This window comes from Mycoplasma testudinis ATCC 43263 (assembly GCF_000687795.1).
Taxonomy (GTDB): domain Bacteria; phylum Bacillota_I; class Bacilli_A; order Mycoplasmatales; family Mycoplasmoidaceae; genus Mycoplasmoides; species Mycoplasmoides testudinis.
Map to the genome: position 1 here is coordinate 1 of NZ_JHXT01000010.1, position 25,004 is coordinate 25,004.

The 25,004-nt window shown below is 30.8% G+C and carries 26 protein-coding genes; 20 read left to right on the top strand and 6 right to left on the bottom strand.

Annotated features, from left to right (window positions below; all coding sequences use genetic code 4):
• Positions 1 to 346 precede the first annotated feature (346 nt).
• The 6 genes from T384_RS0103020 to recR all read left to right on the top strand — a co-directional run bounded on the left by T384_RS0103020 (position 347) and on the right by recR (position 5,732).
• Positions 347 to 634, top strand: coding sequence for a hypothetical protein (locus tag T384_RS0103020; RefSeq protein ID WP_027119791.1), 288 nt, complete (start codon positions 347 to 349; stop codon positions 632 to 634).
• Between the two features lie 255 nt (positions 635 to 889).
• Positions 890 to 1,486, top strand: a complete 597-nt coding sequence (locus T384_RS07270) for a helix-turn-helix domain-containing protein (RefSeq protein WP_027119793.1) — start codon at positions 890 to 892, stop codon at positions 1,484 to 1,486.
• A complete protein-coding gene (locus T384_RS0103035; protein WP_027119794.1) occupies positions 1,417 to 2,262 on the top strand; it encodes an IS3 family transposase in 846 nt (281 codons plus the stop codon). Before T384_RS07270 ends, T384_RS0103035 begins: the two co-directional genes overlap by 70 nt.
• Before the next feature lie 6 nt (positions 2,263 to 2,268).
• On the top strand, positions 2,269 to 2,421 hold the full coding sequence (locus T384_RS07635) for a hypothetical protein (protein WP_408631977.1): 153 nt from the start codon (positions 2,269 to 2,271) through the stop codon (positions 2,419 to 2,421).
• 760 nt (positions 2,422 to 3,181) lie between these two features.
• On the top strand, positions 3,182 to 5,107 hold the full coding sequence (gene dnaX / locus T384_RS06990; RefSeq protein ID WP_052663470.1) for a DNA polymerase III subunit gamma/tau: 1,926 nt from the start codon (positions 3,182 to 3,184) through the stop codon (positions 5,105 to 5,107).
• Positions 5,108 to 5,129: 22 nt separating this feature from the next.
• Positions 5,130 to 5,732: a recombination mediator RecR gene (gene recR / locus T384_RS0103050; RefSeq protein WP_027119796.1), complete on the top strand. Its 603-nt coding sequence runs from the start codon at positions 5,130 to 5,132 to the stop codon at positions 5,730 to 5,732.
• A 189-nt stretch (positions 5,733 to 5,921) separates the two neighbouring features.
• Here the strand turns inward: recR and fldA are convergent, their stop codons facing one another.
• Positions 5,922 to 6,419, bottom strand: coding sequence for a flavodoxin FldA (fldA, locus tag T384_RS0103055; RefSeq protein ID WP_027119797.1), 498 nt, complete (start codon positions 6,417 to 6,419; stop codon positions 5,922 to 5,924).
• 2 nt (positions 6,420 to 6,421) lie between these two features.
• The gene (locus T384_RS0103060) at positions 6,422 to 7,333 is read right to left on the bottom strand and encodes a Cof-type HAD-IIB family hydrolase (RefSeq protein ID WP_027119798.1); all 912 of its coding nucleotides are present in this window, start codon (positions 7,331 to 7,333) and stop codon (positions 6,422 to 6,424) included.
• A gap of 324 nt (positions 7,334 to 7,657) precedes the next feature.
• Between T384_RS0103060 and pth the strand changes: the two genes are divergently transcribed.
• Together pth and tilS are read left to right on the top strand one after the other, a co-directional pair.
• Complete coding sequence (pth, locus tag T384_RS0103065) at positions 7,658 to 8,227, top strand: aminoacyl-tRNA hydrolase (protein ID WP_245595155.1); 570 nt, start codon at positions 7,658 to 7,660, stop codon at positions 8,225 to 8,227.
• Positions 8,217 to 9,098: a tRNA lysidine(34) synthetase TilS gene (gene tilS, locus T384_RS06325; protein ID WP_052663472.1), complete on the top strand. Its 882-nt coding sequence runs from the start codon at positions 8,217 to 8,219 to the stop codon at positions 9,096 to 9,098. Before pth ends, tilS begins: the two co-directional genes overlap by 11 nt.
• On the opposite strand, the gene T384_RS0103075 is transcribed toward tilS, so the two are convergent.
• On the bottom strand, positions 9,095 to 10,018 hold the full coding sequence (locus T384_RS0103075; protein ID WP_084266120.1) for a Cof-type HAD-IIB family hydrolase: 924 nt from the start codon (positions 10,016 to 10,018) through the stop codon (positions 9,095 to 9,097). The genes tilS and T384_RS0103075 overlap by 4 nt on opposite strands.
• Complete coding sequence (gene trpS, locus T384_RS0103080; RefSeq protein ID WP_027119801.1) at positions 9,987 to 11,045, bottom strand: tryptophan--tRNA ligase; 1,059 nt, start codon at positions 11,043 to 11,045, stop codon at positions 9,987 to 9,989. Before trpS ends, T384_RS0103075 begins: the two co-directional genes overlap by 32 nt.
• Before the next feature lie 115 nt (positions 11,046 to 11,160).
• Here trpS and T384_RS06330 point away from each other — a divergent pair, with 115 nt between their 5' ends.
• The 7 genes from T384_RS06330 to T384_RS0103120 all read left to right on the top strand — a co-directional run bounded on the left by T384_RS06330 (position 11,161) and on the right by T384_RS0103120 (position 16,626).
• Positions 11,161 to 11,745: a Spx/MgsR family RNA polymerase-binding regulatory protein gene (locus tag T384_RS06330; RefSeq protein ID WP_084266121.1), complete on the top strand. Its 585-nt coding sequence runs from the start codon at positions 11,161 to 11,163 to the stop codon at positions 11,743 to 11,745.
• Positions 11,746 to 11,762: 17 nt separating this feature from the next.
• Entirely contained in the window at positions 11,763 to 12,560 is a 798-nt protein-coding gene (locus T384_RS0103090) for an NAD(+) kinase (protein ID WP_027119802.1), read from the top strand.
• A 1-nt stretch (position 12,561) separates the two neighbouring features.
• Positions 12,562 to 12,933: a hypothetical protein gene (locus tag T384_RS06995; protein WP_052663474.1), complete on the top strand. Its 372-nt coding sequence runs from the start codon at positions 12,562 to 12,564 to the stop codon at positions 12,931 to 12,933.
• Between the two features lie 42 nt (positions 12,934 to 12,975).
• On the top strand, positions 12,976 to 13,413 hold the full coding sequence (smpB, locus tag T384_RS0103100; protein WP_027119803.1) for an SsrA-binding protein SmpB: 438 nt from the start codon (positions 12,976 to 12,978) through the stop codon (positions 13,411 to 13,413).
• A gap of 191 nt (positions 13,414 to 13,604) precedes the next feature.
• Positions 13,605 to 14,531, top strand: coding sequence for a hypothetical protein (locus T384_RS0103105; protein ID WP_156933123.1), 927 nt, complete (start codon positions 13,605 to 13,607; stop codon positions 14,529 to 14,531).
• A 522-nt stretch (positions 14,532 to 15,053) separates the two neighbouring features.
• Positions 15,054 to 16,061: a hypothetical protein gene (locus T384_RS0103115; protein ID WP_027119805.1), complete on the top strand. Its 1,008-nt coding sequence runs from the start codon at positions 15,054 to 15,056 to the stop codon at positions 16,059 to 16,061.
• Between the two features lie 34 nt (positions 16,062 to 16,095).
• Positions 16,096 to 16,626: a hypothetical protein gene (locus T384_RS0103120; protein WP_027119806.1), complete on the top strand. Its 531-nt coding sequence runs from the start codon at positions 16,096 to 16,098 to the stop codon at positions 16,624 to 16,626.
• 179 nt (positions 16,627 to 16,805) lie between these two features.
• Here the strand turns inward: T384_RS0103120 and T384_RS0103125 are convergent, their stop codons facing one another.
• Entirely contained in the window at positions 16,806 to 17,762 is a 957-nt protein-coding gene (locus tag T384_RS0103125) for a DUF1600 domain-containing protein (protein WP_027119807.1), read from the bottom strand.
• A gap of 112 nt (positions 17,763 to 17,874) precedes the next feature.
• Here T384_RS0103125 and T384_RS0103130 point away from each other — a divergent pair, with 112 nt between their 5' ends.
• Complete coding sequence (locus T384_RS0103130; protein WP_027119808.1) at positions 17,875 to 19,134, top strand: lysylphosphatidylglycerol synthase transmembrane domain-containing protein; 1,260 nt, start codon at positions 17,875 to 17,877, stop codon at positions 19,132 to 19,134.
• A gap of 2 nt (positions 19,135 to 19,136) precedes the next feature.
• Positions 19,137 to 20,078 carry a Rossmann-fold NAD(P)-binding domain-containing protein gene (locus tag T384_RS0103135; protein ID WP_027119809.1) on the top strand — a complete coding sequence of 314 codons (942 nt, stop codon included), beginning with the start codon at positions 19,137 to 19,139 and terminating at the stop codon, positions 20,076 to 20,078.
• 80 nt (positions 20,079 to 20,158) lie between these two features.
• Here T384_RS0103135 and T384_RS07000 read toward each other — a convergent pair whose 3' ends face one another.
• Entirely contained in the window at positions 20,159 to 21,037 is an 879-nt protein-coding gene (locus tag T384_RS07000) for a DUF1600 domain-containing protein (protein ID WP_052663476.1), read from the bottom strand.
• Positions 21,038 to 21,207: 170 nt separating this feature from the next.
• Between T384_RS07000 and upp the strand changes: the two genes are divergently transcribed.
• The 3 genes from upp (at position 21,208) to T384_RS0103155 (ending at position 24,902) form a co-directional block, all read left to right on the top strand.
• Complete coding sequence (upp, locus tag T384_RS0103145; protein ID WP_027119810.1) at positions 21,208 to 21,828, top strand: uracil phosphoribosyltransferase; 621 nt, start codon at positions 21,208 to 21,210, stop codon at positions 21,826 to 21,828.
• 156 nt (positions 21,829 to 21,984) lie between these two features.
• A complete protein-coding gene (locus tag T384_RS0103150; RefSeq protein WP_027119811.1) occupies positions 21,985 to 23,331 on the top strand; it encodes a DUF31 family protein in 1,347 nt (448 codons plus the stop codon).
• A complete protein-coding gene (locus tag T384_RS0103155; RefSeq protein WP_027119812.1) occupies positions 23,331 to 24,902 on the top strand; it encodes a DUF31 family putative serine protease in 1,572 nt (523 codons plus the stop codon). The genes T384_RS0103150 and T384_RS0103155 overlap by 1 nt, the downstream gene beginning before the upstream one ends.
• Positions 24,903 to 25,004 lie beyond the last annotated feature (102 nt).

Here is a 25,004-nt window from a genome sequence, read left to right on the forward strand (position 1 = left end):
GCGAAAGCGTTTCCGTTTTTTAGTATACTTTTAATAACACGATGTCAATGGTTTCAAAGAAATCTAGACATTAACACACTTAAATCATTACTTCCAAATCTTTTTTTCAAAACAACTCAGGTATGCAAAATCATTATAATCAGTTTTTCTAAAAAGTAAATTTTGATATAATCAGAAAAATGTGATAAATATTTCCGATTTATTCTATTAAATGTTCTATTCGAAGCAAATCAACGAACATATAGTCAATATAACAAGCTTTGCCTTGTTACCGCATATTTAGTATTTGCAAAACTAATTTTGCTGGTTTGTTTTTTACTTTGTCTTTTTATTAAGTAAGAATAATTTGACATATAAACGAGGACTTTATGAAAAAATAAATTTTAATGTGAGAAAAACTTTTTTAACAAATAATGATAGTTTTTTAAACCTAGATGGGTTAAATTTAAATGGTTTGAAGTATAACAAAGCTGCGATCGATATAGGTGGCTCCGGATGTGGAGGATGTGGCGTTTCTAATGGCGGTGGATTAGGAAGCAATGGTAATATTCCTGCAGGTGGTGGAATTGGAACTGGTTGCGGTGGATGCGGTGGTTGTTGTTGCTTATGTTGTTGCTGCTGCTGAGGAAAATAAAATATGGGCAAAAAAAAGATAAAAAATAGGCTTTTATCAAAAATTTATTTAACAAATTTTTTAAATACATATTCATATAATTCAAATAATTCTTTTTTGAAATATTCCCCATTAAACAGAAATCAAAACATATATTTAACAAATGGTTTTAATGAAAATTTAATATTTGACTTCTTTTTGAACAATTTTTCGTTGTACGATTGATAGTGGCCTCAAAAAGTTGGACTAAGAAAACCAACCGAAGGGACCTTTTTCATGAAACTATCGTGCTCAATACGTAAAAAAATAATTAAACTGACTAAATTAAAAACACCAAGGTGAATAATTGCAGAAAAATTGAAGATTTCGGCTACAACGTTATATGGCTTCTTAAATATTTGAAAGTATCATGGCGATGAAGCAATAAAACCAGACCGAAAACGCCGTGACAATACTTTTGAGTTCAAAAAAATGATTGTCGAACAAATTTGTAAGGGAAAATCCACTTGAGATCTTGCTGGAATTTACCGGATTGATAAAAATTTACCAGGTTTGTGGTACAAACTATGTGAAAAATTTGGTTATAATGGTCTTAGAAACAGTCGCGGGGAGCGCAACATGCCTAAAAAATCACATATAAAAACTCATTTAAATGAATCTTCTAGTGAAAAGCCAGACAAAAGTGCAAGTAAAATCACTACAGATAACCCAAATTCGCAAAAATCACATAAAGAACCAAGCAAACCTCGTTCCAATGAAGAATGGGAAAAATACTGCAAAAATTTAGAAGAACAAGTTGAGTTTTGAAAAACCAAAAGTGCTTTTTCTGAAGAACTCGAAAAGGTGCTTCAAGAAATGTCAAAAAAAACATAAATTTAGCAAAAACAAATGCGATTCTTAGGCTACTAAATCGCAGTCACAAACTTAAACTTTTTTTAGTTGTTGCTCAATTGTCAAAATCAACATATTTTTACAACGTTTCATTACTCAATAAAGCTGATAAATATGAAGATTTAAAGTCAAAGATTAAGGCAGTATTTGAAAAACACAAGGGCAGATATGGTAATCGAAAGATTACCATTGAATTAAATGAACAATCCGGCGACAAAAAATTAAATCGCAAACTTGTTGCCAAATTGATGAAAGAAATGAATCTTGAAGGCAAACGTGCTCAAGCCAAAAAATATAAAAGTTATATTGGATCTGAATACAGAAAAATTCCTAATTTATTACGCGTTAAAATTTATGATTCAACAACTAAAAAATTCAAATGAGTTCATAAATTTAAACCGGAAAACCCATATGCCGTTTTTGCAACTGATATTTCGGTGTTTGTTTACCGCGGAATTCACATTTATTATTCCGTTCTACTTGATTTATTTAATCAAGAACCTGTGGCGCACACATTTTCGTTAAATCCTACTGCTGAACTAGCGATTGAAATGATTCAAAAGGCAATAAATGCAATCGGCCTTGACAAAATGAAAGAAGCAATCATACACTCTGATCAAGGGATTCAATACACTAGTAATGAATACATGTCATTTTTAAAAGACAATGGGTTCATTCAAAGTATGTCCCGAAGAGGAAAAACAGTTGATAATATCATTCCCGAAACTTATTTTTCAAGAATGAAACGAGAAATGTAGCACGGAATGAGAAATAAGTATGAATCAGTAGATGCTGTATACAATGCTTTTGAAGATTACCGAGAATATTTTACCTTTAAACGCATTATGTTATCACTTGGAGGAAGAACTCCTCATAGGTACAAAAATGATTACTTTTGTAAAAAAGCAATGTTGTAATTTAAAATTAACTTAATTAGTCCAATATTATTGGGCCACCATCTTCCATTCTCTTGTTTTATTCTCTTTTCAGTACAATAATTTACTTTTTTGAAATTTTTATTGGCATTGTCGCGTTTAGCGGAACAGCCACTGCGTCATTTATATTGATAAATTGAATAAATACTTTGCTTGTAGTTTTAACTTGCTGTTTTTTTGCTGGTGCTCTTTCATTTAAAGTAAATGGAATTCGTAATTATGATCTTATATTGAATATAGTTTACACTGTTTTTATGCTTTTTTCTGGTTACACTATTCCCTATTTTTTATTTAATGGCACGCTAGACGTATTCGCTAAAGGATGATTCAATTATTTTCAAACTTTGATTCCAATTGGTGTAAATGTGCAATTAGCTGTTTATTTTAATAACAACTTGTTTGGTAATGCAATGCTAATTGTAAACGACGGTTGGTATATTTTATTCTTGATCAGTATTTCTTACCTATTCTTGAGTGTCTTGTTATTTTTAATCTTTTTAAAGAATTTAAATAAGCAAACTGCACTTCATTAAACTGCTAGATTTAAATATTTTTCAGACCTAATTTTTTGAAAAGGTATCTTAAATGTTGCATAGAATCCATTTTTTCTTATTTCTTCGTTAATTATTTTTTCAGGTTAGCTTTTTCTGCTTTTTTTGTCGTTTTTATGAAGTCCCATTTTTATTTAATTATTTTCGGTAGTTAAATAAATTTATAATTAATTACTACTTTGAGGTACATTATGGCAGGCGCTTTATATCAGAAATATCGACCATTTAGTTTTGCGGAAGTTTTTGGCGAAACTCACATTGTTAAGGCTTTAACAAATGCCATTAATGGTGGACAAATGTCTCACGCATATATTTTTTCAGGACCACGAGGAATTGGAAAAACCACAATAGCCAAAATTCTAGCAAAAGCTATTAATTGCTTAACTCCTAAAAACGGAGATGCTTGTAACGAGTGTACGAGTTGTACTAAAATAAATAATCTTCATACAATGGATGTTCAAGAGCTTGACGCTGCAAGTAATAATGGTGTTGCAGAAATAAGACAAATTATAGATTCAGTTAATTACTTACCAACTGATTTACAAAAAAAAGTATATATTTTAGATGAAGCGCATATGCTTACCACTGGGGCATGAAATGCCTTACTGAAAACGTTAGAAGAATGTCCATCTCATGTTGTCTTCATTTTTGCAACCACGGAATATCATAAGATTCCTTTGACGATTATTTCTAGGTGTCAATGCTATAGTTTTAAACGGTTAACTGTCGAATTATTAAGTGAATTGTTGTCAAAAGTTGCTAAGAAAGAGCAAATTAAAATAGAACCAGAAGCAATAGAAAAACTAGCAGTACTTGCCGATGGATCTGCACGAGATGCGATTAGTTCCTTAGATCAAATCAGCTCGTATTCCATTAATACTAAAATTAACACCGAAGATATTGATAGTATTTTTGGTCTATTGGATCAATCCAAAAAAATTGAATTTATTAATTTGCTGGCTCGCAACGATATTAGCGCAGCGTTATCTCAAATTGAACAATATGAGGCTGATGGCGTCCACTTTGGACAGTTGATTGAAGATACTTTTGGTTTTTTTATAGATATCTATTTATATACAAAAACTAATTCTAAAAGCAATCCAAAAAATTTTCATAAAAAAGATTGAAATAAAATTGAAATGAGTGGTTCGCAAGCTCTTGTATTTGCTGAAATTTGAGAAGAACTAACTGGAAAAATTAAACATAATCAGAACATTAAATATAATTTGGAGTTAGCAATCTTTAAGGGAATTAATACTAACTCAAAAAACTCTAATAACACTGCTGTTATTTCATCTGATTCATTAAAAAAAGTTCATGTAGTTTCTAGAAAAGACACTAATATTGCAGATGATTCTTCTTTATCCAACCAAAGCTCTTCCAGACAGTCTGCGGATTTTATTGTTCCTTTAAGTGATTTAAAATCTTCAGATATTCATGAAATAACACAAAAAAATATAGAAAATCTAGATGCAGTTTTTGAAACAAAAGAATATGACTTACCTCAAGATAAAGGTGTTAAAAGTGTCTCTGCTGATGTAAAAAATGATGATAAAAAAGACGGTTCTAATTCATTAAACATACAAGAAAATCATAAATCCGCATCTCAAGATACAACTTCACAAATATCTAAAAAAATTGATGGCATTAGTGTTGAAGAAATATTTATTAAATTAGCCGCTTATCATAACCCTAAAATTCAAAAAGATAATCAGGCGATTTTAGAAGTTTTAAAAAGTAAGGAATGGTTTCAAAATGAACCAATTTCGAATTTGTTAATTGATGCGACAAAAGTCTTGATTGCAGCAGACGAAGGAATTGTTGTTTTATTTGAAAATGAAGATGAAAGCATCTTATTGAATGCAAAAAGTCAAACCGTTGAATTTATTCATTTTTGCAATCAGTTATTTGGTAAACCATTATACGTAATTGGAGTTACTAAATCAATGGCCAAAAATTGAACTAATAATTTCAAGAAAATTAAAAGTGAAAAGACAATTGAACGTTTAGACTTAAGCCAGATTAGCAAGTTTATTATTAAAAAACCTTCTACTGAAGAAATTGCCTTAGATTATTTCGGTGACGATTTGAAAATCGAAGATTCATCAGACGAGTAATAACTGTTTACGGGATTGTTAAATGAAATACGAATTTATAGAATTTGAATATTTGGTAGATGCAATTCGTGTTTTGCCAGGAATTGGTACTAAATCAGCTCGGAAAATAGCTTTTTTCTTAATTAAGAAAGATCATCGTTTTATTAAAGAATTTATTGAACGATTAAATCATGCACGGAGTTCTATTTTAGCCTGTATTAATTGCGGAAATTGATCAAAAGACAATATTTGTGAAATTTGTAACTCTTCTAATCGTGAAAAAGATAAATTATGTATAGTAGCAACCGTAGATGATTTAATGACAATCGAATCTTGTCAAGGTTTTAACGGTGTTTATCATGTTTTAAATGGAGAATTATCAAAAGCAAAAAATATTAATCCAGAACACCTTAATCTTGATACTTTAATTCCCCGTATTAAACGTGAAAAAATTAAAGAAGTATTGATTGCTACTAACTTTACCATTGAAGGAGAACTAACAGCTAACTATATTAAAATTTTATTAAAAGATAGTGATGTTTCAATTTTCCGAATTGCTTTTGGATTACCAGTAAATTCCCAAATTGATTATGCTGATGGGATGACTTTAAAGCTGGCAATTGAAAACAAAAATAAGATTAAATAAAGATTAATTTTTCTGGCTTAAATATTTTAATTTTGAAAAATTCAATTTACTTTAACAACTCTTTTTTTGAGTGCTTTTGTACTTAACGTCATTAAAAAAACTAGGGGTAGCCCTAGTTTAAATATTAAAAATATTTACCATATCAAAAAAAGACAATTTATGATTTCCAACTTTTTGTCTTATGTGAATTTATTCTAAATCCGGTTTAATTTTTGCAACTCAGTCCTTAACTTGATCTTCAATTTTTTCTGGAAAGTTATCGTAGTCCAATGGCAAACCTACAAATTGATCACCGACAACAGCTAATGAATCGCCAAAATTATAGTCTTTTTTATCAACAAAGCCAACAAATTTAGGATGTTTTTTTTGAAGGTGTTTATATAAACTTCCTAGACCATTGCAAAATGTAAAGGCATATATTTGGCTGTCTCCCAAACCAAATAAAGCTACTGTTTTGTCTTTAATTTCTAATTTTTTGAAATCAAATTCTAATCAATCATCTTGCATATCGCCAACACCTCATGTTGAAGTACCCAAAATTAATTTATCGTATTCATTTAAGGCTTCGGGCGTAGTTTCGCTGATGTTAATGATATGATTATCTGCAATGTTTAATTCTTTTCCAATAATTTTTGCAACAGTCGCTGTATTTCCTAGATTGCTTCCGTATACAATTGCAATTGCCATAATTAGTTATTTTCCCCTTTGGTAGTTTTGTTTAGAATATTTTTTTCAATCCACAATGCGACCCCATCTTCATTAACATCTCTACAGATATATTTAGCACACTCTTTTGCTGTAAGATGTCCGTTTTCCATCGCAACTCCTCAGTGCGATCATTTTAGCATTTCAATGTCATTTTTGTTATCTCCAAAAACCGCAGTATTGAATGGTGACATACCTTTTAATAAATATTGAGAAATGTATTTTAAGGCAGACACTTTAGATACATTTAGTGGAAGGATTTGAATAACACGGTTATACCTTATGAAATGTGCATCAAATTGATTGCATAATAATTCAATTTCTTTTTGCATTTGCCATGTCATTTTTTCAATCATAATTAAAATTGTATTGACTTTTTCAAACGGTAAATCTCATGTTGTTTCTGGATTTAAGCGGACCGAATACAAAAAATCATTTTCGGGGAACAATTCTTTTTCTAAATACATCTCTTCTTCAGCAGTCATTCAGTCATCAGTTTCACTTAAATATGTCGTATAGTCACTTATTAAAAAGAACGGGACGTCTTGATTCCGATTAATAATCTTATTAAAGCTATAAATTAATCCTGGGTGTAAACATTCACTAAGTAGCAACTTATTTTTTAAATAAATTTGAGCACCGTCTAAACAAACAACCGGAATATCAATCTTTAGTTTTTGGATTATAGGATAAGTTTTTTGATAAGAACGACCCGTTGCAATTCCAAATCCAAGAGCTAAATCTTGGCAAGTTTTAATTGCTTTTTGATTACGTTCTGATATTTCCAATAAGTCGTTAAAAGTGTATTTTCCGTAGCGGCAAGTTTCTTTGGATACTTTCGGAACAATTGTTTCGTCTAGATCACTGTAAATATATTTGATTTTGTTTGAGTTCATAGTAATTTAATTTGGTTGGTTGTTTTGGTTTAAGAATTTTATTTTAACCTTACTTTAGTATATTATATAAGCATTTTTGCTGCTCTTAAAAGAAATTACCCGTAAACGCTATTAAATTATGTTTTAAAATTTCTTTTGGTTAGAATTTAGAATTTGATTGATGAAGTTTTAAATAAATTATCTTGATTATTAAAAACGATTATTTATGAAACACAATTTGGATGCATATAAATAAAAAATGAAGTTAAAATAACAAGCAATTCTAAAAGATTTTTGAGCAATGTAGTTGTCGGATTGAATCTAAAAAACAAAAGGATAAAACAAATGGCCATTAAATTAATTGTTGGTTTAGGTAACCCCGGTTCACAATATGATAATACGCGACACAATGTCGGATTTAAAGTTATTGACCAATTGTTGGATACGTTAAATTTGACTTTAGATGAAACCAAATTCGATGGAACATTTACAAAAACCAATATCAACGGACAAACAGTAATTCTTGCAAAACCATTAACTTTTATGAATTTATCGGGTAATTTTGTTCGGAGTTTATGTGACTTTTATAAAATTTGACCACAGCACATATTAGTTGTTTATGACGAACTTGCATTTGATTTAGGGCACCTCAAACTAAAAGCACATGGATCAGGTGGTGGTCATAATGGAATGCAAAATATCATTAGCCGAATGGGAACAGAGAAAATAAAGCGAATTCGAATTGGAATTGCTAATAAAATGATTGGTGATCGAGCCAAATTTGTTTTAGGTCAATTTCGAATGGATGAAGTTGTTACTTTACAAACTATTGTAGCTAATGCAACAACTATTTGTTATGAATTTATTAATAGTGAATCATTTGACCAATTAATGAATAAATACAATGGGAAATAATCGTTTTTTATTAGCGGTATCAGGCGGGCCTGATTCCATGGCTTTATTAGATCAGTATGGAAATGATTGCACTGGAGTTTTACACGTGAACTACCACAAACGAGATTCTAGCGAACGCGACCAATTAATTGTGGAGAATTATTGTAAACTACACAATATCCCGGTTTTTGTAGAACATTTCAAAAAAACTTCTTCTAATGAGGGCAAAAACCAAAATTTTCAAACAGTGGCTCGATTGTTCCGTTACCATTTTTTTCAAAATAAATGTATTGAACTTGGTGTTAATACAGTTTATGTTGCTCATCATTGAAATGATTTCATTGAAACTGCTTGGATGCAAGTTCAAAGAAAATCAAAAACTTTATTTTTGGGAATTAAACAAACGAACACGGTCTTTGGAATCAAAATTTTTCGCCCGTTTTTAAATACTAAAAAAGTTTCCTTAATTGATTATTGTCATCAGCATAAAATCCCTTACGGAATTGACGAATCTAATTTACTGCCCGTTTATTCAAGAAATAAAGCACGAATCGAAATAGCTTCGTGAACTGCTGAAAGAATACTCGAGTTTGAGAAATATGTCCTGTCGTTTAATAAAAATAATGAAGCCAAATTGAAGTCGATTCACAAGTCTTTTGATTTATGAAAACAAACTGAATATAACATCGATTTTTTTGAAAGTCTTGATATAGATTATCAACCCCATATTTTATATTTATTCTTATGATCATTAGCCGTAACTCCAAATACAAATAAAATTAATTTGATACAAGATTTCATAAAAAAAGGCAATTCCAAAAAAAACTTGAGAATTGCTTGTAATGTTTTTTTGAAGGTTCAAAAAAACTGTTTAATAGTGTTTAATAATTAATGAATATAGTACCGCGACAAAACTTTTTTAATTAATTCATGAGCAACGCCATGGTTGTTATTTGTATCTTTGGTAATATACCGGGCGACAATTTTAGCTGTTGCTCCCCCATTTTTCATGGCATATCCAAAACGGGCTTTTTGAAGCATTTCAAGGTCATTTTCGCCATCGCCAAATGCAATCGTACTATCGCGTTGGATTCCATAATAACTTGATAATAAATCAATAGCATTTCCCTTATTAGCGTAGTTTGTATTAATTTCAACAATGTTACCTGAATTAGGTAATGAAGAAGTTCGGATAACAAAGGTATTGAAGGTTTCTTTTAAGTAATATGTAACTTCGTCAATACAACGATTGTCCCGGATTTGTAACAAAATTGCATTTGGATCAAATTCCATATTTAGCATTTTGTCATGACCAAAAAAATTCATTTTTTCATCATCCATTTGGATATGAAATCATTGATTAAATTCTGCAATTTCATGTTTTTCTGTAGGTTTTTTTAAAATGAATGTTCCAGAACGGTTTTCAACAATAACGTTATCAATTCGTTTCATAATGTTTTTTTTCAAAAGCAACCGTTTAACTAAATCCTTTTGAAACACAATGTTAATCGGTAAGAAATCTTTGTCATAAGGGTGTCAAATATATGATCCGTTGAGGTTAATTAATATCGTTTTTAATCCCAATTGATCATAAATGTGCTTTGAGCCTCTCCACGGTCTTCCAGTAGCTAAACAAAAGACGTGACCCAACTTAGTCAATTCTTTAACAGTATCAACAGTACATTGGTCTAATTCTCCTTTGTTATTTAAAAGCGATCCATCAAGATCGCTAATAATAAGCATTCTTCTTTTATGATATTGCACGTCAGCATTTGTGCTTTTATTTAATTTCTTTAAAGCCGATGAGTTCATATACTTTTCCTAATGTTTTTTGAGCAACACTTTGCGCTTTTTGTTTTCCTTTTTCTAAAATCTTTTTGAGAATTTCAGGTTTAGCAAATTGTGCTTTTAATTTTTGAATTTGTTGCAATCGAGAATTAATAATTTCGTATAGGTCTTGTTTGAAAACACCATAGTTTTTACCATGATATTTCTTTTCGATTTCTTGCATGCTAATTGTATTCTTAGTTCCGTAAAATTTTTGTCTTAAAGAACTTGCAGCAGATTCATTTATTAACGAATCATAAATAGTTAATAAGTTAGCTACTTCTGGTTGTTGTTTAGGATTATAAATTACTTGATTTAAACTGTCGGTTTTAGCGCTTTTAATTTTTGCTTTTAGTGATTCAGGCGTTTCATCTAAAAAAATTACTCCCTTAGTAATCTTTGCGGATTTAGACATTTTTTTATTTGCATCCATCAAATCCATTACCCGGGCACCAATTTCGGGAATGATAGGTTCTGGAACCTTGAACATTGTTCCATATTTTGCATTCATTCTTAAGGCTATATTACGTGTTAATTCAATATGTTGTTTTTGGTCAGCTCCCACGGGTACGCCATATGCTTGGTATAGCAAGATATCAGCAGCCATTAAAGTTGGATAAGTTAATAACCCAGTTGGAATTTTAACAGTATTGTTATTTTGCTTTAGACCATCGTTTGCTTTTGATTTAAATTGGGTCATACGTTCTAATTCACCTAGGGTTGTGTGACATAATATGATATGACCTAAAGCTGGGTGTTCTAAAACCTCACTTTGTAAAAAAATACTTACTTTTTGGTGATCCAAGCCAGCTGCTAAATATGTAGCAACTAAATCCTGACGGCTTTTAGTTAATTCTTCTGCTTTGAAATCGACTGTGATTGAATGTAAGTCCGCAACAAAAATAAATAATTCATATTTTTCTTGTAACTTAATGAAATTTGCTAGCGATCCAAGATAGTTACCTAAGTGTAAACGGCCGCTAGATTGAATTCCAGAAATAATGCGTTGCATTTATAATTTCTCCATTTTTTGTATTAATTATTCTAATTATTTTTTATAATATTTAATTAATAAATTGCATTGTCATTATACTATAATGGTAAATGCCAATTTAAGGGGGAAAACTATGGCTAATGATAACAACAATAACAACGAATTCATTCAACCTGCTCACGATTCTGACCCCGACGCTAACAAAACCCTTTTGTTAATAACTGCTAGTTGTTCTAGTTGTGTTCGTGCGCGTAAATTTTTTGTTGATAACCAATTACCATTTGTTGAAGAAAATTTTTACTCTCAACCGATTTCTGAGAAGCATTTTAAAGATATTTTGTCAATGACCGAAAATGGAGTATATGACATTATTTCCCAACGGAGTAAATTTTTATCTAGTAATAAGATTGACATTGATGAATTAAAAATATCAGAATTAATTGAACTCATTCATCAGCATCCTTCAATTGTTAAACGACCAATCTTATTACAATATGATAAATCTGGTTTACCAAAACGTTTAATGATTGGATACAATAGCCAAGACATTAAAGTGTTTTGCCGTCCTATCAAGGACATTGAAGTTCACCATTCGATTACGGTATCTGATGACGGAATTTACGAAGGCCCTAATAACGAAGTTTACGGAAATCCAGTTGAAGGAACTACAGATATTGCTCCAGCAATGATTACTGAAAAAGAACAATCTGAAGATTAATTTAAAGTAATAAACATATGTCCAGCACCACAAAAACTACTTTTAAAATAGTGGCGAGTCCGTCGCCAAAAGCGCAATCTGTCAAAAAACGCGTAAAAATGCATTTTCTTGATTGGCTAGAAGTCGAAACTAATAACCCAGATTATTTATTTATTATTGGTGGTGATGGAACATTTATTCGTGAAGCATTAAATCATAACAAACCCGGTGTTAAAATAGTTGGAATTAATGGCGGTACTGTCGGTTTTTATGCAGCTTTTTCAGATCAACAAGTAGATGTTTTGTGCAAAAATCTACGGGATGAATCTTTTCGCCAAATTCATCTTTTAGATTTGGATGTTGGTGGAATTAAAACTGTAGCAGTTAATGAACTTTCTATTGTCAGCAGTACAGCATATCCCTTAGATATTTACTTCAATGATATTTTTTATGAAAAATTTCGAGGGACTGGAGTTTTAGTAGGTACTAGAGCCGGATCTACTGGATTTGTCAAATCAGCCCGTGGGGCTGTTGTGTTTCCCGGAGTAGATTGTATTGAATTTGTTGAATTAGATCCTTTATTACATGTTGGATTTATTACGATTCAGGCTCCAATTATTTTACCTTCAGATACTATTATCACAATTAAGCCGGCTCGTGAATATACGCAAGAATCGAACTGTCCAAGAGTTTATGCTGATGGGAATGAAATTAATAAGAACTTTTGTGTCGGAAAAATCGTGGTAAAGCCAGTTAAGTCTGCTGCTAAATTTTTGCTTCCTAATAATCATGCAGAATTTATTAAGAAACTTCAATCTACTTTTATAAAGGGTTAATATGAAAAATTGGAAATTAAAATTACGATATATTTTTAGTTTTGGCATTTATTATTTTGTTTTAAAAAAGCGCTCAAAAAAACATGCTCAAATTCAGAAAACAGAACTGACTATTTCTGAAAAAATTCCTTTTGCTATTGCTGATTTAGTAAAAGCTATTGGGACTTGAGATAATGTTAAAAATTACACGAGCACAATAAATACTTTAAAATTAGATATCATTAATCGACAAAACGTAGACACAAATGAACTAAAAAAAGTTGGTGCAAAGGGAATTATGTGAAATGGGCAGAATTCATTAGTTTTAGTGTTTGGAGATTATGCTCCAACAATTGCTAAAGAATTAAGTCTTCAAGATCCTCGCACTCATTAGTATTAAATTATTTAAGGCTTTTGGAAAGATGTGAACGCTTTTATGAAATTATTAATCAACAATAGAAAAGCCCACTTTAAATACGAAATAGTCGAAGCATTTGAAGCCGGCATTTCGTTGTCTGGGAGTGAAGTTAAATCCTTAAGTTTAGCTCACGGAAACATTGAAGAAGCATTCGTTATCATTCGTAAACAAGAAATCTTCTTGTTGAATATGGTAATTCCTAAGTACAAATTTAATACTCAAAAAACGCATGAGGAATCGCGAACGCGTAAGCTTTTGATGCATAAACACGAAATTCTAAAAATTGAATTATTAAAAAAACAAGATAAATTAACAATTATTCCCTTAAGTGTTTATTGGTCGAAAGGTCATATTAAGATAAAAATTGCTTTGGGTCGTGGTAAGAAGAAACACGATAAAAGAGAAACGCTAAAATTACGTGATGATTTAAGAAGAATGAAAGATTTTGATTATTAATGAAAAGCTTTACAAAATTAAAAATCAAAAAAAATTTTCAAGCATCTTTTGTCGCATACCAAACCCAAATTTGAAATAACCCACTCCTTATAAATAAGCATTTGTCTTTTTTGCGTTCATATTATTTTTTATTTCCTATTACTTTGGTTTTTTCTATCATTTTTTTACTTTTATCTTTAGTAGTAACAATTATGACGCCATTAATGCTTTTCTTTTTTGGAGCTAACTTTTTCAATTTTAGTGGATCTATTCCAAGCATTAATTTTAATGCTTCAATAATTGTTACTTCAATTCTTATTGTCGTTGGAATAATTACTACGACTTTGTTCGTGATTTTTATTGTGTTAAATCATTTTGATTTACTTACGCCAATTAAAAACATTAAAAAACAGTGTCGTTATGTATTTTTTAGCTGTGCAATCTTTTGTGCAATTTGTACTTTTATTTTAGGGTTTAGTTTACTTTTGTTAAATTCTTATCCGGTTTTTTTAAATAAATGAAGTATTGAGTTTTTTAACTTGCAAAATATTTCTATTCCTTTAAGTGTAGTCCCAATGATAGTTAATATTGTTTTGATAACTGGAATTCCGACCATTATGGCTATTTTTATTGTTGGTATCTTATTGTGATTTTTAATCGCTTATCGTTTTAATTTTTCACTTGGATATTTGATTATGATTTTAAACGTTATTAATCACAAAATTAAAGACGCTCCTGCTAATACTAATTTTAATGATATTAATTTTCGCCAAATTGAAATTAAGTCTACCAAATATAAAATTTTTAATGAAATTTGTTGGAAACAAGAACCAGTCAATACTTCTAATCATAAGATAACAAGTCTTAATCAAAATTTTAAAAACAATAACGAAGCATTGTTTTTAGAAGATATTATGGAACTTTCTGAACGTAATCTTACGATATTATTTCGATTAGAATATTCGATTAATGAATTAGGATATTATGTAAAAAGTTTTCAAATTTTTAAAATGAAAAATGATGATTTACCAACAATTAAAAATCTTCATCAATCAATTTTGAATAAACAAATTTCATCGCTAAATGAAGTTGAAAATTTATTTCAAAAAATGATTAAAAGTTGTCGTTTTTTAAATTAGATTTTTTTGCATTTTATTTATCTCATAACGTGATGGCTTCAGTGTTAAAAGAATTCTGCTTATTCATAAAATTATGTTGGATATAGAAATTAGAAACATGTCACATCTAAAAGCAGCCATTAATAAAACTGTAATAATGAATGAATAAAAATTAAATTACTAAATTATTTTTTGGCATCGTTTTAAAATTTGGTGTTATACTTTTTGTTGAAATTATGAAACTTTTATCTCTAAATTGTAACTGAACTGAATTCAAAATTATAGTAAACAAAAATTTGTTTGCCGATTTTGTTATTCGGTCAATGTTGGTTATTAAGATATAAAGCTTCTAAACTTGCACTAAACTTTATTATGTGGGTTGAAGCAGTTCAACCCATTTAAATTATTGATACTTAAAATTTTATTAAACGGGCTGAACAATTGAGATATTCAGTCTTTAATTTTATTTTTAGTTGAAGTAACCTAATCAAAACTTTCCACAATATGATCTATGCACAAAACTTATTTCAAGGAGAAAGATTAATGAAAAAACATTGAAAAATTTGCTTAACAACAGCATTCGGTACACTTGGTATTATTGGTGTTTTAACTCCTGCTGTTGTATTTAATCAAAAATCAAAAGAATCTTTAAATAGCTTAAATGTAAATTCTGACCAAATTTCATTATTGAATAATCAAGATGATGTTGTTTTTGCATTAGATTCTTATGATTTGGATTCAGATCTGCTTGATTATAAATCTATGATTATTAACAATTGAACTGATAACTCAAAAAGTTTACAAGACACTTATAAATCCACTTTAAAATTAATTGCTAATAATTTACCCCAACTGTTAATCCAAAATAAGTTGCGATTAAAAGATGGACAAACCGTAGAATCGGCGCAAAGAGCAATTTTGGCAAAGCTTGACAAAACTCCTCAAGAATTATTAACTTTGGTTACAAATCTGTTTCAAAATAAAAAAGAATTAAATTCTGTTTCGGACGTTAATTCGGTTCTTATGAACAATCGTTTTAACATGACTTATCCAACTGTAAATTACCCTATTGGTTATGGAGGGGGTGGAGAACCTGATATTTCTAATGTCGGTTCAACTATAAACGATACAGCTTTTTATACAAGAAACCAATTACAAGATCAATTAGATTATTGAAACAGTCTAGAATCAGATTTAGAAATAACAGCAGGAGTTTTAGGAGTTGGTGCTGGTGTTTCAGCGGCAGCAGCTATAGCGCTTTCAGTCCCTACGTTGGGCATTTCCGATATAGTTTTTGGGACATTCTCTGCTGTATTTACAATTGCAGCAGGTACCATAGTAATTTTATCTGCTTTTGTTTCAAATGAAGTCAGCTCTTTGCAAAAACAAATTAATTTAGGTGATTATAAAGTTTCAATTCAAAATCAAATAAAAATTTTAGATGATTCTTACAATAAAATGAAAGATTCACGCGACAAACTACAAAACTATGAATGATTAGGAACTGGAAAATCTGTTGATTCGTTGAATAATGCAATGAATAAAATTTAACAATTAAAAAGTAAAATTGTTTTAAGGTAATTTTATGACGTCAAATGTTTTATCATCTTCTAGTAATCCGAATAGCAAGCCGTTATTGTTATTAAAAAACAAAAAACATCGTCGATATTATATATCCATGTACATTTTTAGTTTAATTATTGCCTGTGTATTTTTTTTAGTTGGTGCTTTTCAACTAATCTTAGGTTTGGTTTTTGGATTGGTTGGTAAGAATCCACAAGGAACAACAGAGTTTGCTGCTAAAAATTTAAATTTAAATATATCTCCTTTTGTTCCTAATTCATATGTTGAAAATCATTGATGAATTTTAAGTGTTGTTTTAGTATTAATAGGATTGTGTGCTGTGGGAATCAATTTATATTTAGGAATGATGACAATTGGTCTTAAATATCAAAAATTTGTATTTGATTCAGAACCTAAACCTGTTTTAAAATCTAGTGAATTAAAAAAGACCCTTTCTTATTATGAAACACAGTTGATTGACGTTAAATTTAAAATTAAAAGTTTATTCCCTTATATGAAGAAAAAGGTAGATAAAGTTTTGTTCTTACTGTAATTTATGTATTTTTAATACGTTTAGATAAGAGACTTTAAAGGTTTGAGTAAGAAAAGTTTTTAGCAGTAATGAATTGTTTGCGTCACATAGATTAATAATTCTATTATTCGGAGATATGTTTTGTAACGATAAGGTAATTGCCCAAGATGAATACTTGATTTTCTGATTGGTTTCTTGAATTACTCGGTTGAGTTTTTATCTGCATATTCTGCTTTGTTATCTATGGGCTTGTTATTTCGGCTTTTACGGTCTTCTTTTTTGTGTCACAAGTGATGTAAATATTTTCTAGTGACCTTAATGCCGTAATAATTAAAGACTCAAATGATGGATCCAATAATAGGAAAAATTAAATACAGTGGTGGAAATCAAATTCAAGTTAAATGATTGTACTTAGTTTGTGTAAAAGAACCATAAACTGCATATGAACTTGTACCGGTATCAGCAAATCCAGATCATGGTATATAAATCAAGTAAAGCATGTATCCGGTTGGATATAATAATCCAAAGAAAAGAAACTGGAAGTAGTTTTTAGTTACCTTTTTATGGGCCAACATCATTTTTGTAATTCCGTAAGTTACAAACGAGATTGGATTAATTAAATGTAAGAAAATCGATCCTACTGAATAAAAAATTTCGCGGCTACTAGAATCTTTTGGAATGTATGCGATGTGACCTGGTAATGAACTTGCTGACGTTGTGCTTTCTTCAATTGCTGCACTGGTTTTAGTTAATCCAGTAGCTTGCATAATGACATAGGCGTTAAAAAATAGAAATGTAATTAAGATATACGTAGTTATCCAAACTAAATATGAATTTGATTTAAAGACTTTACATGAAGGTCAAAAAAATGATAATCAAACAAAAACAGCAACAAGCATATTACTTTGATGAGTTCAAGTATCCCAACTTGAAAATCATAAATACGCTGCATTATGTTTTTCGACTGCAGTACTGATTCCAATTGCCAAAATAATAAATGGAATAAAAGCATTAACGACAAGAGAAAATAAATGCATTCAATTGTAAGCATAGTACTTTTTGAATAAAAAATACCTTTGAATGATGTTTTTATATCGAGGATATTGTTTTTGTTCTAGACTAGTATTATTTAAGTTATTTTTATTGTTACTATTCATTTAAATTTCCACTATTAACTTACATTATTAGTCATATACTTTAACATATTATTTTGCTTTGTATATGTATAATTAATTCCATAATTATAATGCAATTATAAACGTTTACATAATGACTAATTCCGAATTAAATTTAATTAATCCCAACGTTTCTGTTGACACATCAGCAGCGAATAAGTTTTTTTCCAAGAAAAACATGGCTTTTTTAGCCGTCTTTTTTATTGTTGTTGTTTTGGTCGGCGTTTTTACTTCCGTTTTCTTTTTGGGAATTAATTTCGATACAGTTGATCAGTTAGCTAAACGGGCATTATCACCCGATAAAGTTCCATTTTTAATTGGTCTTATTATTTCGATGCTATTCTATTGATTTTGAAATAGTTTTGGTATCTGATTTAATTCACGTGCTTATCATATTAAGGCTAATTTTTGGGAATGATTTGTTTTTGGGATTACAAACGTTTTTGTTACAAGTATTACACCATTTTCGTTAGGAACTGAACCATACCGGATTTATTGATTAACTCGCCATGGTTTATCAAATCGTGACGCTTTATTGGTTGTATCTTCGACTTCTGTATATTGGACTCTCGTACAAATTATTGTGACTTGACCCTCGTTTATAATTGTTTCATTGCATTACCAAGAAATTGTTTTATTTGAGGGGGGGTTGGTTGCTTACTGATTTAGTTTTTTAGGAATGATGATGGACATCGCTGTTTTTGTAATTTTCTTTTCAATTTCTTATAGCCGTCATGTTCATGTCTTTTTAGGACAAATTTTTAATAAAATTTTGAAGCTTTTGAAAAAGCCTTATAAAACAAAAGATCAGTTATACGAAGAATACCGACTTAAATCATCCTTCAAAAAGGCTTATATTGCCGAAATGAAACGATGAAAACATGTGATTGTTCAATTAGTTGGTGTTACGATTTTGGCAATCATTAATTATTTTTCTGTTTATTTTTCGATTCAATTATTAGATACAGTGATTGCTAAAGACTACGATGTACAAACAATTTTTAATATTTCTAACGTCGCAATTTCAGCTAATAATTTTGTCCCAATACCCGGGGGTGAAGGAACTATTCAAATTGTTTTGCAACGCTTTATTTTAGCTTGGGACGGTGGCTCTACTGGAAACGTTGATCCAGATGCTTTTTTAGGGCAATTAAATACTGCTATTTTTGTCTGACGGGCGTTCAATTTTTATCTACCTACTGTTCTTGGTTTGTTATTTTTCCCAATAATTTTGTATAAACATTATAGATACGGTAGAGATTGAGGTGGCAAGTCGATTAAAAAACGGCTTGCTGAAATTCTTGCAAAGAACAGTGAAAAAAATAATCCGCCTCAAGATTTGCCAAAGGAGTAAATATGCGTGTAATTTGTTTTGATATTGAAAGTCAAACCGCTAATCTTTTTAATGAAGCTAATAAATATAGCTTTGATATGCGGTTTACTGATTCGGAGTTGAATGCTTCAACTGTATATGCTTGTGAAGATTTTGATGTTGTTGTTTTACTTTCGCGGAATTATCGGATTGACGATTATGTTTTTCAATCTTTAAAAAAATACGGAGTCAGTTTAATTGTCACTACTCCAAGTAGCATTCAAAATTTAAACGTTAAGGCTTTTGCTTCTGCGCAAATTCATGTGGCAAAATTAGATGTTCGAATTAACCCCCAACGAATTCTAAATAGTATTCATGCGATTTTAGACCATCTAGCTTTAGATCAACATCCATTAAACAGTGATACAAAGATGTTGTTCAATGATCAATCGCAAAATGAACAGCCTAAAATTGGTTTAATTGGATTTAATGATTATGGACAAAAATTAGCAACCCAATTAATTCAACTTGGTTTTACAAATTTGTTTTATTATGATCCAGAGGTTATCGAATCTGATTTAGCAAAGCCTGTTGAATTAGACGACTTGTTAGAATCGTGTTCAATTATTTCTTACCAATCTGAAAATCCAAATTTGCCTCCTTTATTTTTTGATAACAATTTTTTTAGCAAAGTTAAGGCTAAGCCTTTCATTCTAAATAATAGCGGTTTGCGTAATGAACAAATACTAGCAATTGATAGTGCGTACAAAACAAACTTAATTTCTGGATATGCCCGCAATTTTATTAATAACTCTTCATTTGAGCAGCAGTTAGTTGTTACAAATAAAGTTAATGTTCCGTGAGTCGTCAATCGCTTTAGCTTTGAATTTGAATCCAGTGATGCCTTGCGTGAAGTTGTTGAACAAACTCTTGCGGCGATTTATGAATTTGGAACCACGGCTAGAACAAAAACAATTATCGATTAATTTCACTTAATCTTTATAAGAAAAGAAAAAATCCGAACTCACTTTTGAGCCCGGATTTTTTTTACTAATAAGACAGTTAATTAATGTGCTTTAGCATAACTTGGAATCTTTGGACCCAAGTGTTTTTGAATCCCTCAGTATGCGTAGTAGACAATCGCGAAACTACCAGGAAAGAAAATGATGTACATAATGGCAATCGCTGGTCCTGATATGGCTGGATTATTTACTACGTCTGTAGCTGAACCATAAACTGAATAAACCGGAATAAAATTAGGGTTTTTTTCGTGAATCGCGGCTAAGAAATTATTTGAATCAATAAAATTATCATGATTTAAATGATTGAAAACAACCGGAATACTAGCTGCATAAATTAAATAAAGACTTGGATAAATCATTCCCGGAAGCATTGTTGTCCAGTAAGATTTAAGGCGTGAATTAGGATCCCAAAACATTTTCAAGAATCCTAATACAAGAAATAAGATATCTGTAATTACATGTTGTCAGATACTTACTGCTAAATCATATTGGGTTGCAATTATTCCGTAAGCTCCACCAGTTGCGCTTAAAACAATGTTATATCCAAAGAATGTGAATCAGATATAAACCATTGTTGCTAATAAAAATTTGTTGTTTTTTAAAAACTGGTGTTTAGGAAAGAAAACAATAAAAATTGCAAAGATTAAAAGTAAAACATTACTTTGATTTGTGAATTTATCAAAAACAGTTCATCCATCAATTGGATCTAAGCGTCCGTCTGATCCCAAACGGACTTCATTAACCATTAAATTATCAACAAATGCTTTTAAAACAAAAGCAGTCGAGACGACAAAAAATAATAGGCCAACGAAAAAGGCTCAACGAATGCGATCGAATTCTTTGAAGTATTTTCTAATTGGGCAGTTAATTGTTCCAATTCCAAAGGCTCTTGACCGAATTGAATCTTGATTATTTGTCTGCATAAATCCTCCTTGCAGGTTTTAAAATTATACATAAACCCACGAATCGTGTTAGTTCTTTTATAATTCTTAAAATTTATGGTTGAAAATGTTTCGGGTTAAAAAAACATTTTTTGGTCTAGATCTAAATAGTTTTATATATAATTCATAAAACTCTTAGAAAGGATTTCATCTTGAACACTATCATTGACCACCCACTAATTAAGGATAAGTTGACAAGAATGCGCGACATTAAAACCAAGGCTAATTTTTTTAGAGATTTGCTTAAAGAAATTACCGCTTTGATGATGTATGAAATTGGAAAGAATTACCCAACTAAAAAAATAAAAATTATAACACCACTGTGTGAAACAACAGGATATGCTTTAAAAAACGATCTAGTCTTAGTCCCTATTTTGCGAGCTGGATTAGGAATGGCAGAAGGTGTTAGTCACGTTGTTCCTGGTGCTAAAATTGGTCATATCGGCTTATACCGAAACGAAGAAAGTCTTCAACCCGTTGAATATTACGCAAAATTTCCTAAAAATACTAAAGCGGCAGATGTAATTGTCTTAGACCCAATGTTGGCAACAGGAGGATCTGCATCTAAAGCTATTTCTATTATTAAGAAACTAAAACCAAAATCAATTCAATTTGTTGGCTTAGTTGGCGCTCCTGAAGGACTTAAAGTTTTAAACAAAAACCATCCAGATGTGAACGTTTTTTTAGCCGCACTAGATCCTAAACTTAATGAACTTGGATATATTTTACCTGGCTTAGGTGATGCTGGAGACCGCTTATACGGCACAAAATAATTTAATTTTTATATAATTTATCAATATCTTTATTTTAAGGATGTTTTGATTTAATTAAAAAATTAAAATCAAGCAAAGTAATATACTTGTTACTTTGTTTTGTTATTTTTACAATAAATTTAATTAGGGACACTATTACAAGGAAACAATATTCAGATGAATCCCAAAAGTTTTAAAAAGAATCATAAAAAAGCGTGGTTAATCGGAGCATTAAGCTTTAGTGGTTTTTCTGTTGTTGCCATTTCGACTGGTTGTTCATTATTTTCAAATCCGCCGTCTGATTTCCCAATGCGTCAAAATCATGTAACAAATACGGTCCCACAGAATACTTTGTATGAAGATATTCACGATTTAACATTTAGTTTGTTTTTTAGAAACTCTGTAGAATTTGATCGGTCTCACGTTAGCCTTGTTAGGGGAACGGGTTGACTATTTGATTATAGTGAAACTGTTAACCCGTCTAACAATTCACTTAGTAGTTTTACAGCATACATTGCAACTAACTTACATGTTGCTAATAATTTACTTAACCCAAACGACAATCCTGAATACCTTGCCCCAGCGTTTGATAAAAATAGTAGTAGTTTTGACCCTAGTGCAAGTAAAACTTTAGAGTTTGCATTTAGTAAATTTGAAGAAAATAATCCAAAAATAGTAGATTTTCCCGCAAGCCATTTGCCAATGACTCAATATGCTGCCATTAATCTAAACGACGGAACAACTTATACAACTCCAGTGAAACAAACCGATGGTTCAAGTGTCAATCAAAATCTTAAAGCTTATTTGGATTTTGCTGTGCTTAAATATACGATTTCTTTTAATCGTTTCGGTACTCCTCAATCTGCAAAAGATCAAGCCATCTATGATGATTTGTTTCTTCCAGCAGTTTCTACTCTAGATAAATTAACTGCTGATAAATCGTTTTTTAGTAGTGTTGATTACACTCGAGGAGCATTAGCAACTACTCGTGCTTTTATTGCGGGATATCCTGCTGATTCGAGTGTAGGTAATGTTCCAACATGAACTATTAATAGTAATGCTGGATCAAATAGTATTTCTTTAGGTCAACCCGTTAATACATCTCGGGATTTTACATTTGACAGTAATTCGCCTGTCCCGGGAATGCAAATAAATACGCTTAACCCTAAATTTACTCTAACCTACCACGGGACGACTTATCGCAAATATGGGGTTTCTTATTTTATTAATGATTCCAATCTTGGTGAAGGTTCATCAGGTAGTATGATGATGAATCAAGATGGTCAAGTTATGGGGATTTACTTTGGAACAGTTCAACCCGTTGGCGACACTACTCCAATCGGATTTGGATTTGCTGACGCTTTGTATTTAAATACCCACGATTTAGCAAGATTTAAAAATGCCGGAATAAATTCGTATAATTTAATAACTGACCCTAAAGATTCTTATTTGGCTTCTTTACAAGCTGATAATATCCAAACAAATTTTTTTAATAAAACTTCGACTACGACACCTCAAAATTAATGAAACTATATAAAACCAAACTAGCTAAATCGTTGAATATAATTTTAGGTCTTGGCCTTTCAGGGATTTTAGTTGTTAGCTCTGGGTGTGCGGTCCAGCCAGTTTTGGTAACTCCTAAAACTGATAAAGTTGTTGGAATAGTTCCCCAACAAACCCCATATGAGGCCGCGCACGATTTAGAATTCAGTTTTGAATTTGATAATACTGGAGGATTTAATTTAGATCCTGAAAGAATGGCTAATCCTGACCGAAATTCGCCCTATTTTATTTTTGGAACAGGATGGTTGTTTGACTGGGATACAACTAGTACAAAACCAGTTAATAACAATGGTGATATTAACTGGACTGGTTATTTTGCAACTAATTTACATGTGGCTGATGCTTTATTAAAATCTGATGATGGAATTTATACGCCATCATGGTTATCACCAAATGGCCAAGGTGGAGATTCAACAATCGGGTTTTCGTTAGGAAAACTTTATAACCAAAACCCAGGATTTTTAAATAGCAATGCAAATGGAGCCAACCTAACTTCAGTTCCGCTTTCGACATTACCAAGCACGTTTTATACTGCAACCAACTATTATCAACCTAATCGTACGGTAGCAGCAAGTCAGCCTGATCGAAATATTTATACAGATTTTGCAGTCTTGCAAATTCAGATTCATTATCGTAAAAATCCGATAAATAACCAACAACGGGGTGAGAGCGAAGCGTACCAAAACTGAATTGAACCAGCTATGAATTTAATTAGTTTAATGGGAGCAAATTACACCAGTTTTTTTGATAGTAAAGACTATATTTCACTTAATAAAAACAAAACTCCAATTCATCCACTTCCAACACAAATTTATGCTGGAGGTTACCCATTTTATTCTATGGGTGATACGTTTGGAAATGTATCACCACCACACTATACTAGTAATTCAAGGACAGTTTCAGGAGCAAATTTTGGTAACCCAACAGGTTCTCCAGCATGAACTATTAATGCTAAAAAAACAAAAGATGAAGCAAATGGTTCGTTAACTTATACTCCACCTGGTTTGGTTTCGAAATCTCAAACAGATGAATTTACTGATAATAACCCTAATACAAGCGTAGATGGTACTTACAGTCCTTATGATCCCAATCTTCCTTTAGAAACAAATAATCCCAATGTTCCTAAAGCAACAACTTTGTTTTATCATGGGGTTCAATATGTTCAATATGGTTTGGGATATATTGTTTCTGATTCAAATTTAGCAGGTGGTGCATCTGGAACCATGATTTTACATCAGGACAGCAACCCGGCTGGTTTTCAGCTGCTAGCAATTTACTTTGGTACCTTTGCTGATCCAAATAATCCAAGTTTAGAGTCTTCTGTTGGAATTGGAATAGCTTTAATTATTGATAGTTTTACTAGCTCAGACGGAAATTATGAATATTTAAGTCCTTATAATTTGATTGCCGGAAACTCGTTAATGCGTTCTGCAGCTAAGGTCGGTGAATTAAACCAGATATTCAACTCATCATATAAAGTATCCTTACAAGTCAAAAATATTAGTTCTCATTGGTTCCCAAACAGTAATTAAGGTCTTTTTTGTAGATTGGTGCCAATTGTTAGCATTTTTCTGCCTTTTTTAAAAGCAATTGCTTGAAGGAATTTATTTTAAGCGTATAATACTAATGTCTTT